Below are 12,060 nucleotides of genomic sequence, written 5' to 3'. Positions count from 1 at the left end.
AGTGTTCACCGCAAAAACCATCGCCATTTATCAACTAAATAGAAAGCAACCTAACTATTGCGTTGACATTCTCTGCCTAGGCAGTAACATCTCGACATACATTCTCTGCCTAGGCAGCTAATTGGTGGTCAGATGAAACATTTCAGCTCATACGATTTCCATAATTGCCATCTCGGCCTTTTGCTCGGGCGCGCCGCGCTGCTCAAGGACCGGATCATCGACACGCACATGGAACCCCACGGCATCACCGCCGCGCAGTTCAAAGTGCTGATCATCATGGCCCAGTTCGGCGTCGATACCCCGGCCGAGCTGTGCCGTCATCTGTCGCTGGACAGCGGTTCGATGACCCGCATGCTCGATCGTCTGGAACAGAAAGGTTTCCTCGCCCGCCAACGCTCCGAGGCAGATCGGCGTCAGGTTCAGTTGGTGCTGACCGAACAGGGCCAGCAGCTGACCGATCAGCTGCCGCAGATCGGCGCCGATGCCATGAATGAGCTGGCCGGCGCCATCACCCCGGAAGAATTGAAAACCCTGGAACAAATCCTGAAGAAAATTCTGGTAGCCGCGGGTGACTCGATCACTCTGCTGCGGGTAGGTGGCAATGAACAGTAAAAGCCTGCGTACCGGCTTGAGCCTGGTGCTGTTGGCCATGAGCCTCGCCGGTTGCGCCAGTTACAGCGGCCTGACCACCGAAGGCGTCAGCCTCGATGCGAAAAATCTCAAGGCCGGGCAATCCCTCAACGGCGTGACCCTGTCGCCCGCGGCATGGCCGAAAAGCGACTGGTGGAAAAGCCTTGGCGATCCGCAACTCGACGGCTTGATCCGCGAAGCCCTGCACGACAGCCCGGACATGCAGATCGCCGACGCCCGCGCCCATCAGGCCAGCGCCGCTGCCTATGCCGCCGACGCCGCGCGGATGCCGACCCTCGATGCCAGCGCCGGCGTCAGCCGTTCGCGTCTGGCTCGCGATCAGGACCCGAGCGGGCAGGGTGGCACCTATTCCACGGTGCGTAATCTCGGTGCGAGTTTCAACTACAACTTCGACCTTTGGGGCGGCCAGCGCGATGCCTGGGAAGCCGCATTGGGCCAGGCCCGTGCCGCCGAAGTCGATCAGCAGGCCGCGCAGCTGACCTTGTCCGCCGATGTCGCCCGCGCCTACAGCGATCTGGGGCAGGCGCACATCATCCATGACCTGGCCAGCGAAGACCTCAAGCGCACCCAACAAATGCTCGACCTCAGCCAGCGTCGCCTGAGCTCGGGGATCGACAGTCAGTACCAGTTTCAGCAGACCGAAAGCCTGGAAGCCAGCGCCGAAGCCAGCCTGATCGACGCCGAAAAACGCCTGCAAAGCGCGAAAATCGCCTTGGCGGTGCTGCTGGGCAAAGGCCCGGATCGCGGCAATGAAATCGCCCGACCGAAAGTTCTTCAGGCCAGCGCCGTGGCTTTGCCGTCGGTGCTGCCGGCGGAACTGCTGGGTCGTCGTCCGGACCTGGTGGCGGCACGCTGGCGGGTTGAAGCCGCGAGCAAAAACATCGCGGCGGGCAAGACTCAGTTCTACCCCAACCTCAACCTGAGCGCGGCGGCGGGTGTGGAGTCGTTGCTGGGTGATGCGATGTTCGGTTCCGCCAGTCGCTTCTTCAACGTCGCGCCGACGATCTCGGTGCCGATTTTCGACGGCGGCCGCCTGCGGGCTGACCTCGATTCCCGCGACGCCGATTACGACCTCGCGGTGGCGCAGTACAACAAAAGCCTGGTGAAAGCCCTGGGCGATGTCAGTGACACCATCAACCAGTTGCGCGATATCGGCCGGCAAATCGGCGCCCAGCAGCACGCCACCGACATTGCCCAGGATTCTTACAACACCGTGGTCCAGCGCTACGGTTCCGGCATCGGTAATTACTTGGACGTGCTCAGCATCGAGCAGCAATTGCTCCAGGCCCAGCGTCAGCTGGCCAACCTGAATGCCGAGCAGATCGACCTATCGATTCAACTGATGCAAGCGCTGGGCGGCGGCTTCCAGGGCGAAACCCTGACCGCAGCCAACGCAACCCCAGCCACGCAGCACAACTAATTCAAGGTACCCGTCATGGCCACTGTCGATACATCCCAAGCCCCTGACAACGCTCAAGACACGAGCAATCCACGCAAACGCAAAGTGATGCTGTTTGTACTAACCATCGTGGTGATCCTCGCCGGGCTCGGCGTCTGGAGTTATCACGAATTCTTCGGTCGCTGGAATGAAAGCACCGACGACGCCTATGTGAACGGCAACGTGGTGGAAATCACTCCGCTGGTCACCGGGACCGTGGTCAGCATTGGCGCCGATGATGGCGATCTGGTCCACGAAGGCCAGGTGCTGATTAACTTTGACCCGAACGACGCCGAAGTCGGTCTGCAAAGTGCCCAGGCCAATCTGGCTCGCACCGTGCGCCAGGTTCGTGGCTTGTACAGCAACGTCGATGGCATGAAAGCCCAGGTCAATGCGCAGCAGGCCGAAGTGCAAAAGGCTCAGGACAACTTCAATCGCCGGAGAAACCTCGCCGCTGGCGGGGCGATTTCCCAGGAAGAACTGTCCCACGCTCGCGACGACCTGACCTCGGCGCAAAACGCCTTGGCCAACGCCAAACAACAGCTCATGACCACCAGCGCGCTGGTGGATGACACCGTGGTGTCGTCGCACCCGGACGTGATGTCCGCCGCCGCGCAATTGCGTCAGGCGTACCTGAACAATGCCCGCAGCACCTTGATCGCACCGGTCACCGGTTACGTTGCCAAGCGCAGCGTGCAACTGGGCCAGCGGGTCCAGCCGGGCAACGCGCTGATGGCGGTGATTCCGCTGGATCAGCTGTGGATCGACGCCAACTTCAAGGAAACCCAACTGCGTGACATGCGCATCGGTCAGCCGGTGGACATCGAGGCCGACCTCTACGGCAGCGACGTCAAATACAGCGGCACCATCGACAGCCTCGGCGCCGGGACGGGCAGCGCGTTTGCCTTGCTGCCGGCGCAGAACGCCACCGGTAACTGGATCAAGATCGTCCAGCGGGTGCCGGTGCGGATTCACATCAATGCCGAAGAGCTGGCCAAGCACCCATTGCGGGTCGGCCTGTCGACTCAGGTCGATGTGAACCTGCGTGACCAGAGCGGTCCGGTGCTGGCGCAACAGCCGCCGCAAAAGGCTTCGTTCAGCACCGGCATCTACGACCGTCAGTTGGCCGAGGCCGATGCGATGATCACCCAGCTGATCCACGACAACAGCGCAGCGGTCAGTAAAACCGCGCAACGCTGACACCGACCCTGGGAGCGAGCCTTTGTGGCGAGGGAGCTTGCTCCCGCTCGGCTGCGAAGCAGTCGCAAAGCTTTTGGGGCCGCTTCGCGACCCAACGGGGGCAAGCCCCCTCGCCACAAAAGCTCGCTCCCACAAGGTCAGCTGCGTCAGTAACAGGCGCTGCGCCAATCAGGTTTCAAAGGATTTGCGATGAGCAATAACGCGTCTTTCACGCCGCCCAGCCTGCTGCTCAGCACCATCGGCCTGTCGCTGGCGACCTTCATGCAGGTGCTCGACACCACCATCGCCAACGTGGCCTTGCCGACGATTTCCGGCAACCTGGGCGTGAGCTCGGAGCAGGGCACCTGGGTCATCACCTCGTTTGCCGTAAGCAACGCCATTGCGCTGCCGCTGACCGGTTGGCTCAGCCGGCGCTTTGGTGAGGTGAAGCTGTTTCTCTGGGCAACGATGCTGTTCGTGCTGGCCTCGTTTCTCTGCGGTATCTCGACCTCGATGCCGGAGCTGATCGGCTTTCGGGTGCTTCAAGGCCTGGTGGCCGGGCCTTTGTATCCGATGACACAGACGCTGTTGATTGCCGTCTATCCGCCCGCCAGGCGAGGCATGGCCCTGGCGTTGCTGGCGATGGTCACGGTGGTGGCGCCGATTGCCGGTCCGATCCTCGGCGGTTGGATCACTGACAGCTACAGCTGGCCGTGGATTTTCTTTATCAACGTGCCGATCGGTGTTTTTGCGGTCATGGTCGTGCGCTCGCAGCTCAAGACGCGGCCGGTGGTGACCAGTTACCAGCCGATGGATTACGTGGGGTTGATCACTTTGATTATTGGCGTCGGCGCGCTGCAGGTGATCCTCGACAAAGGCAATGACCTGGACTGGTTCGAATCGAATTTCATCCTGATCGGCGCGGCTATTTCGGTGATAGCACTGGCGGTGTTCGTGATCTGGGAAATGACCGACAAACACCCGGTGGTCAACCTGCGGCTGTTCGCTTACCGCAATTTCCGCATCGGCACCATTGTGTTGGTGTTGGGTTACGCCGGGTTCTTCGGGATCAACCTGATACTGCCGCAATGGCTGCAAACCCAGATGGGCTACACCGCCACCTGGGCCGGATTGGCAGTGGCACCGATCGGCATTCTGCCGGTGTTGCTGTCGCCGTTTGTCGGCAAGTACGCGCACAGGTTCGACCTGCGACTGCTGGCCGGTGGCGCGTTCCTGTGCATTGGCTTGAGTTGCTTCATGCGTGCCGGGTTTACCAATGAAGTGGACTTCCAGCACATCGCTTTGGTGCAGCTGTTCATGGGCATTGGCGTGGCGCTGTTCTTCATGCCGACCTTGAGCATTTTGATGTCGGATTTGCCACCGAGCCAGATTGCCGATGGTGCGGGCCTTGCGACGTTCCTGCGGACCTTGGGCGGTAGTTTTGCGGCATCGTTGACCACCTGGATCTGGATTCGTCGCGCCGATCAGCACCATGCGTATTTGAGTGAAAGCATCACCACGTATGAGCCGGCGACCCGGGATGCCTTGAATGCGTTGGGCGGGGCGGGTAACCCGGCTTACGCGCAGCTGGATCATGTGCTGACCAGCCAGGCGTACATGCTCTCCACCGTTGATTACTTCACGTTGCTGGGGTGGGCGTTCATGGGGTTGATTCTGCTGGTGTGGCTGGCGAAACCGCCGTTTGCGGCGAAGGCGGGACCTGCTGCTACCGGTCATTGAGATAAACACAAACCCCTGTGGGAGCGGGCTTGCCCGCGATAGCGGAATCACATTCAACAACGTTGTTGACTGATCCACCGTCATCGCGGGCAAGCCCGCTCCCACAGGTTTTTGTGTTCGGCCGTTAGTTTGCGGGTGCTGCCAGTTGTGGCGGCGGGGTGAAATCAAACGGCGCCAACGCAAACCCTTGCTCATCCACCTGCAACGCCCAGCCCTGACGATCCCAATCCCCCAACACAATGCGTTTGGCCGCCTGCTCGCCAATCTGCAATTTGTGGATGGCGGGACGATGGGTGTGCCCGTGGATCAAGGTTTTCACGCCATATTGCTGCATGACCCGCGGCACTTCTTCCGGCGTGACATCAACAATGTCATTGGCCTTCATCCGCGTCTGTGCACGGCTTTCGCTGCGCAGCTTGCGCGCCAGTTTATGGCGAGTACGCAAGGGCAGATGCCGCAGGATGAACAGGGTGATCGGGTTGCGCAGGTAGCGCCGCAGCTTCATATAAGCTTCGTCGCGGGTGCAGAGGCTGTCGCCGTGCATCAATAGCACTGGCTCGCCGTAAAACTGCACGACACTCGGGTCTTTCAACAACGTGCAGCCGGCCTGTTTGCAGAAGGCCTGGCCAAGCATGAAGTCGCGATTACCGTGCATCAGAAAAATGGCCGTGCCGCTGTCGCTAAGTTCGCGCAGGGCCTGGCAGATGGAACGCTGGAACGGCGTCATGGCATCGTCGCCAATCCACGCCTCGAAAAAGTCGCCCAGAATATACAGCGCACTCGCGGAGCGGGCACGTCTAGCGAGCAAATCCAGAAACGCCCGGGTAATGTCCGGGCGCTCCTCTTCCAGATGCAAGTCTGAAATCAGCAGTATCACTCAATGATCTCGGCTTTCTCGATGATCACGTCTTCTGCTGGTACGTCCTGGTGGCCGGCTTTGGAAGTCGTGGCCACGCCTTTGATCTTGTCGACCACGTCGGTGCCTTCGACTACTTTGGCGAATACGGCGTAGCCCCAACCCTGAGCGGTTTTGCCGCTGTGGTTCAGGAAGCTGTTGTCAGCCACGTTGATGAAGAACTGGGCGGATGCCGAATGCGGCTCCATGGTGCGGGCCATGGCTACGCTGTACTTCACGTTCGGCAGGCCGTTGTCGGCTTCGTTCTGGATGCTTGGGCGCTTGTCTTTCTTTTCTTTCATGCCTGGCTCGAAACCGCCGCCCTGGATCATGAAGTTACCGATGACACGGTGGAAAACAGTGTTTTCGTAGTGACCGGCTTTAACGTACTCGATGAAGTTGGCCACGGTGATCGGGGCTTTCTCAGCGTTCAGCTCCAGGACGATGTCGCCATGGTTGGTGGTCAGTTTGACTTGGGTCATGATCGGTACTCTTTTTTCTATGAATTCGTGGGTTTCGGGGCGTTCAGGCCCTCAACCAGTCCGGCCAGTGTCGGCCAAGGCAGGCAGTTTAGCGTGCCGGGCGCGAATTTCGAGGCTGTTTTTCATTGGCAACCGATTAAATGCAGCCGATTGCCGGCCTGCTCTGTCAGCCACTTGACAGCATCGGCTATGATAAGCCCCTTTGATTTATAACAGCCGCTTTGATTTGGCCAACTGGCCGCGCACTTGTACGTTCAAGGATCCTATGAGCAAGCCCACTGTCGACCCTACCTCGAATTCCAAGACTGGCCCTGCCGTGCCGGTCAATTTCCTGCGCCCGATCATCCAGGCGGACCTGGACTCGGGTAAGCACACGCAGATCGTCACCCGTTTCCCGCCTGAGCCCAACGGCTACCTGCACATCGGTCACGCCAAGTCGATCTGTGTGAATTTCGGTCTGGCCCAGGAATTCGGCGGCGTCACGCACCTGCGTTTCGACGACACCAACCCGGCCAAGGAAGACCAGGAATACATCGACGCGATCGAAAGCGACGTCAAATGGCTGGGCTTCGAATGGTCCGGTGAAGTGCGCTATGCCTCGCAGTATTTCGACCAGTTGCACGACTGGGCAGTAGAACTGATCAAGGCCGGCAAGGCCTATGTCGACGACCTGAGCCCTGAGCAAGCCAAGGAATACCGTGGCAGCCTGACCGAGCCGGGCAAGAACAGCCCGTTCCGTGACCGCTCCGTGGAAGAAAACCTCGACTGGTTCGCCCGCATGCGCGCCGGCGAATTCCCGGACGGCGCACGCGTGCTGCGGGCCAAGATCGACATGGCCTCGCCGAACATGAACCTGCGCGACCCGATCATGTATCGCATCCGTCACGCGCATCACCACCAGACCGGTGACAAGTGGTGCATCTACCCGAACTACGACTTCACCCACGGTCAGTCGGACGCCATAGAAGGCATCACCCACTCGATCTGCACCCTGGAGTTCGAAAGCCATCGTCCGCTGTACGAGTGGTTCCTCGAGAACCTGCCAGTACCGGCGAAGCCGCGTCAGTATGAGTTCAGCCGCCTGAACCTGAACTACACCATCACCAGCAAGCGCAAGCTCAAGCAACTGGTCGATGAAAAGCACGTTCATGGCTGGGACGATCCGCGCATGTCCACGCTGTCGGGCTTCCGCCGCCGTGGCTACACGCCGAAATCGATCCGCAACTTCTGCGAAATGATCGGCACCAACCGTTCCGATGGCGTCGTCGATTTCGGCATGCTCGAATTCAGCATCCGTGACGACCTCGACCACAGCGCCCCGCGTGCCATGTGCGTGCTGCGTCCGCTGAAAGTCGTGATCACCAACTACCCGGAAGGCCAGGTCGAAAACCTCGAATTGGCGTGCCACCCGAAAGAAGACATGGGCGTGCGCGTTCTGCCGTTCGCCCGTGAGCTCTACATCGACCGTGAAGACTTCATGGAAGAGCCGCCAAAAGGCTACAAACGCCTGGAACCGAACGGCGAAGTGCGTCTGCGCGGCAGCTACGTGATCCGTGCCGACGAAGCGATCAAGGACGCCGATGGCAACATCGTCGAACTGCGTTGCTCTTACGATCCGGAAACCCTGGGCAAGAACCCGGAAGGCCGCAAGGTCAAAGGCGTTGTGCATTGGGTACCGGCCGCGGCCAGCGTCGAATGCGAAGTGCGTCTGTACGATCGCCTGTTCCGTTCGGCCAACCCTGAAAAGGCCGAAGACAGCGCCAGTTTCCTGGACAACATCAACCCTGACTCGCTGCAAGTCCTCACCGGTTGTCGTGCCGAGCCTTCGCTTGGCAATGCACAGCCGGAAGACCGTTTCCAGTTCGAGCGCGAAGGTTACTTCGTCGCAGATATCAAGGACTCGAAGCCCGGTCATCCGGTGTTCAACCGTACCGTGACCCTGCGCGATTCGTGGGGCCAGTGATTCAGCGTTAAGGAAGGAGCATTCGTGCTTACGATCTACAACACGCTCACCAAGAGCAAAGAAGTCTTCAAGCCTCTGGATGGCAACAATGTACGCATGTACGTCTGCGGGATGACCGTGTACGACTACTGCCACATTGGCCATGGCCGCAGCATGGTTGCGTTCGACCTGGTGACCCGCTGGTTGCGGTTCAGCGGTTATAACCTGACCTATGTGCGCAACATCACCGACATCGAAGACAAGATCATCAATCGGGCGAAGGAGAACGGCGAGCCGTTCGACGCGCTGACCGAGCGCATGATCACCGCGATGCACGAGGACGAGGCGCGCCTCAACATCCTCAAGCCGGACATGGAGCCGCGGGCCACCGATCACATCGCTGGCATGCAGAGCATGATCCAGACCCTGATCGACAAGGGTTACGCCTACGCACCGGGCAATGGCGACGTGTACTACCGCGTCGCCAAGTTCATGGGCTACGGCAAGCTGTCGCGCAAGAAGATCGAAGACCTGCGCATCGGCGCCCGGATCGAAGTCGATGAGTCCAAGCAGGACCCGCTGGACTTCGTGCTGTGGAAAGGCGCCAAGCCGGGCGAGCCGAGCTGGCCTTCGCCGTGGGGCGACGGACGTCCGGGCTGGCACATCGAGTGCTCGGTGATGTCGACCTGCTGCCTCGGCGAGACCTTCGACATTCATGGCGGCGGCAGCGACCTCGAGTTCCCGCACCATGAAAACGAAATCGCCCAGAGCGAAGCGGCCACCGGCAAGACCTACGCCAACGCGTGGATGCATTGCGGCATGATTCGCATCAATGGCGAGAAGATGTCCAAGTCCTTGAACAACTTCTTCACCATTCGCGACGTGCTGGAAAAGTACCACCCGGAAGTCGTGCGTTACCTGCTGGTATCGAGCCACTACCGCAGCGCGATCAACTATTCGGAAGATAACCTCAAGGACGCCAAGGGCGCACTCGAGCGTTTCTACCACGCGTTGAAAGGCCTGCCGAACGTGGCGCCGGCCGGTGGCGAAGCCTTCGTCGAGCGTTTCACTCAGGTGATGAACGACGACTTCGGTACCCCGGAAGCTTGTGCGGTACTGTTCGAGATGGTTCGCGAGATCAACCGTCTGCGCGAGAGTGATCTCGATGCGGCGGCCGGTCTGGCGGCGCGCTTGAAAGAATTGGCCAGCGTGTTGGGTGTGTTGCAACTCGAAGCCGATGACTTCCTGCAGGCCGGTGCCGAAGGGCGGGTCGATGCGGCTGAGGTCGATGCACTGATTGCCGCGCGTCTGGCGGCTCGGGCTGCTAAAGACTGGGCCGAATCCGACCGCATCCGCGACCAGCTCACCGCCATGGGCGTGGTGCTGGAAGACGGCAAGGGCGGGACGACCTGGCGTCTGGCTGACTGATTGCTTGATTGGCTACGCCTTTCACAAAAACAGAAACCCGCCTTGTGCGGGTTTTTGTTTATGTGCAGGGCGTAAGTGCGGCGGTGCCCATGCTGGCGCCATCGCGGGCAAGCCCGCTCCCACAATGACCGAGGTAGATTCCGATTTTGTGTACGACAAAAATCCCTGTGGGAGCGGGCTTGCCCGCGATGGTCTCAAGCCGAACGCCGCCAGTGCGGCTCACTCGTCACTCAACCTGACGCAATCGCTTGTAAAGGGTGTTGCGACTAACCCCGAGCCTGCGGGCCAAATGCGAAATATTCCCCCCAGCCGCCTGCAACTGCCGATTCAATTCCTCGGCATCATTCAAATCCACCGCTATCGGCTCCGGCGAATCCACCGGCTCCATCTCCAGATCGACAAAAAAATCATCCGGCAAATGCTCCGGCCGTACGGGTTGTTCCTCGGCCATGGCCAGCGCCACCTGCATCACGCTGCTGACCTGACGCAAATTCCCTGGCCACGGATGGCGGCTGAACAGCTCCATCACTTCGCGGCTCAAGCCAGCCCATTGGCTCGGTTCGCGGTGCTGTTCCCACAGCCGTTTGAACAGCGCTTCTTTATCGCTGCGTTCTCGTAGCGGCGGCAGTTCCAGGGTCAAACCACCGATCCGGTAATACAAATCCTCACGAAATCGCCCCAGCTGAACCTGCTCGCGCAACGAGCGGTTAGTCGCCGAAATGATCCGAATGTCCACCGGGAACAACTCGCTGCTGCCCACCGGTTGCACGCAACGTTCTTGCAACACTCGAAGTAGCCGGGCCTGGGTTGGCAGCGGCATGTCGCCGATTTCATCGAGGAACAGGGTGCCTTTGTCGGCCTTGCGGATCAGCCCTATGCTGCCTTTCTGGTTGGCGCCGGTGAATGCGCCTTTCTCATAGCCAAACAGCTCGGATTCCACCAGTTCGGCGGGGATCGCTGCACAGTTGACGGCAATGAACGACTGTTTGCTGCGTGAACTGGCCTGATGCAGGGCTTTGACGAAGACTTCCTTGCCGACCCCGGTTTCCCCGTGGATTAACAGCGGAATGTCCTTTTCCAGCAAGCGCTCGGCCTGGCGCACGGCTTTTTCCACGCGGCTGTCGCCAAAATGCAGGGTGTTGAGGCTGATCGCGGCGGGCGTTGGCGCCGAGGGTTCAGCGCTCTTAGGTTCCGAAAACACCCTGGCTTGAATCGGCGCTTGTTTTGGCCGTTTCAACAGGCACTGAAAACGGTTGCGCCCCGAGGCTTGCAGGGCAAACGGCAGGCCGTCCGGCTGGTTCAGCAGTTCCAGCAATGAGACTTTGAACAGGCTTTCGACGCTGACCCGCGACAGGCTGATGCCCAGCAGGTTGTCGGCCCGGCGATTGGCGGACAGCACCTGACCGGTTTCATCGAAGATCAGCAACCCGGCCCATTGGCTGTCGAGGTTGTTCAGCCCGGTATTGAAGGTCAGTTGGAAATGCTGGCCATGGAACAGGTTGAGGATCAACCGGTTCTCCACGGTCTGGCTCATCATCTTGACCATGCCAAGCGTGTGCGACGGCGGCAGATAGCTGTCGCTGGACACATCCAGCACCGCGATCACTTTGCGCTCGGCATCGAAAATCGGTGCGGCGGAACCGGTCATGAAGCGGTTGGCCTTGAGAAAATGTTCGTCGTGTTCGATGTGCACCGCCTGCTCGCAGGCCAACGCCGTGCCGATCGCATTGGTGCCGCTGCAACGCTCCATCCAGCTGGCGCCGGCGCTGAAACCGCGAGTCAGGCTCGGCTCGATGAAACGCTGGGTACCCCAGGACGTCAGCACCTGACCCTGATTGTCGGCGAGCATGATCAGGCAATTGGAGTTGCTGAGGATGTTCTCGTAATACGGCAGGACTTCCTGATGGGTGGTCTGCACCAGTGAATGCTGGCTCTCCAGCAACTGGGCGATGCCATCGGCGGGTAGCTGATCGAACGCTGGCGCGCTCTGATGATCGAGCCCGAATGCGCGGCAGCGAGACCAGGAATCCTGGATGATGGCGTCGTGGGAGAGCGGCGGGGCAGGTGCGGCCATGGCAGTCGATCTCTGAGCAAGCTTTTATTGTTTTTATGGGTTTTGCAAAACGTTCAGCACGCCACAGAGCCTCTTTGGGCCGCCGCGATATCGCGCCGAAAACAATACCTGTAGGAGCTGCCGAAGGCTGCGATTTTTTGATTTTTAGCATCTGAACATACGCTGAAGATCAAAAGATCGCAGCCTTCGGCAGCTCCTACAATGACCGTGTACATCACCAAATGAGCAAAA

General features: G+C 59.8%; 9 protein-coding genes. 6 read left to right on the top strand and 3 right to left on the bottom strand.

Annotated features, from left to right (window positions below):
- Positions 1-132 precede the first annotated feature (132 nt).
- The 4 genes from KGB18_RS13875 (at position 133) to KGB18_RS13860 (ending at position 5,008) form a co-directional block, all read left to right on the top strand.
- A complete protein-coding gene (locus KGB18_RS13875; protein WP_038982469.1) occupies positions 133-612 on the top strand; it encodes a MarR family winged helix-turn-helix transcriptional regulator in 480 nt (159 codons plus the stop codon).
- Entirely contained in the window at positions 602-2,071 is a 1,470-nt protein-coding gene (locus KGB18_RS13870) for an efflux transporter outer membrane subunit (protein ID WP_123722002.1), read from the top strand. The genes KGB18_RS13875 and KGB18_RS13870 overlap by 11 nt, the downstream gene beginning before the upstream one ends.
- A gap of 15 nt (positions 2,072-2,086) precedes the next feature.
- Positions 2,087-3,289, top strand: a complete 1,203-nt coding sequence (locus tag KGB18_RS13865; RefSeq protein WP_223570116.1) for an HlyD family efflux transporter periplasmic adaptor subunit — start codon at positions 2,087-2,089, stop codon at positions 3,287-3,289.
- A 189-nt stretch (positions 3,290-3,478) separates the two neighbouring features.
- A complete protein-coding gene (locus KGB18_RS13860) occupies positions 3,479-5,008 on the top strand; it encodes a DHA2 family efflux MFS transporter permease subunit (protein ID WP_123722004.1) in 1,530 nt (509 codons plus the stop codon).
- A gap of 124 nt (positions 5,009-5,132) precedes the next feature.
- On the opposite strand, the gene lpxH is transcribed toward KGB18_RS13860, so the two are convergent.
- Together lpxH and KGB18_RS13850 are read right to left on the bottom strand one after the other, a co-directional pair.
- Positions 5,133-5,885 (bottom strand): UDP-2,3-diacylglucosamine diphosphatase, encoded by a 753-nt coding sequence (gene lpxH / locus KGB18_RS13855; RefSeq protein ID WP_123722005.1) that lies wholly within the window; start codon positions 5,883-5,885, stop codon positions 5,133-5,135.
- Positions 5,882-6,385 (bottom strand): peptidylprolyl isomerase, encoded by a 504-nt coding sequence (locus KGB18_RS13850; protein WP_052967714.1) that lies wholly within the window; start codon positions 6,383-6,385, stop codon positions 5,882-5,884. Before KGB18_RS13850 ends, lpxH begins: the two co-directional genes overlap by 4 nt.
- Positions 6,386-6,650: 265 nt before the next feature.
- Between KGB18_RS13850 and KGB18_RS13845 the strand changes: the two genes are divergently transcribed.
- Together KGB18_RS13845 and cysS are read left to right on the top strand one after the other, a co-directional pair.
- Positions 6,651-8,348 (top strand): glutamine--tRNA ligase/YqeY domain fusion protein, encoded by a 1,698-nt coding sequence (locus KGB18_RS13845; RefSeq protein WP_201060934.1) that lies wholly within the window; start codon positions 6,651-6,653, stop codon positions 8,346-8,348.
- A 24-nt stretch (positions 8,349-8,372) separates the two neighbouring features.
- Positions 8,373-9,755: a cysteine--tRNA ligase gene (gene cysS / locus KGB18_RS13840; protein ID WP_123722007.1), complete on the top strand. Its 1,383-nt coding sequence runs from the start codon at positions 8,373-8,375 to the stop codon at positions 9,753-9,755.
- Between the two features lie 226 nt (positions 9,756-9,981).
- On the opposite strand, the gene KGB18_RS13835 is transcribed toward cysS, so the two are convergent.
- Positions 9,982-11,829 carry a sigma-54-dependent Fis family transcriptional regulator gene (locus KGB18_RS13835; protein ID WP_123722008.1) on the bottom strand — a complete coding sequence of 616 codons (1,848 nt, stop codon included), beginning with the start codon at positions 11,827-11,829 and terminating at the stop codon, positions 9,982-9,984.
- Positions 11,830-12,060 lie beyond the last annotated feature (231 nt).

It is taken from the genome of Pseudomonas sp. BF-R-26, from assembly GCF_019947395.1.
GTDB lineage: Bacteria > Pseudomonadota > Gammaproteobacteria > Pseudomonadales > Pseudomonadaceae > Aquipseudomonas > Aquipseudomonas farris.
Note: the sequence above shows the minus strand (reverse complement) of the source record. Positions and strands in the feature narration are given on the sequence as shown.

Excerpts from the sequence above, each read along its gene's own strand:
- KGB18_RS13875 (WP_038982469.1), top strand. The coding sequence starts at position 133 with ATGAAACATTTCAGCTCATACGATTTCCATAATTGCCATCTCGGCCTT.
- KGB18_RS13870 (WP_123722002.1), top strand. The coding sequence starts at position 602 with ATGAACAGTAAAAGCCTGCGTACCGGCTTGAGCCTGGTGCTGTTGGCC.
- KGB18_RS13865 (WP_223570116.1), top strand. The coding sequence starts at position 2,087 with ATGGCCACTGTCGATACATCCCAAGCCCCTGACAACGCTCAAGACACG.
- KGB18_RS13860 (WP_123722004.1), top strand. The coding sequence starts at position 3,479 with ATGAGCAATAACGCGTCTTTCACGCCGCCCAGCCTGCTGCTCAGCACC.
- KGB18_RS13850 (WP_052967714.1), bottom strand. The coding sequence starts at position 6,385 with ATGACCCAAGTCAAACTGACCACCAACCATGGCGACATCGTCCTGGAG.
- KGB18_RS13845 (WP_201060934.1), top strand. The coding sequence starts at position 6,651 with ATGAGCAAGCCCACTGTCGACCCTACCTCGAATTCCAAGACTGGCCCT.
- KGB18_RS13835 (WP_123722008.1), bottom strand. The coding sequence starts at position 11,829 with ATGGCCGCACCTGCCCCGCCGCTCTCCCACGACGCCATCATCCAGGAT.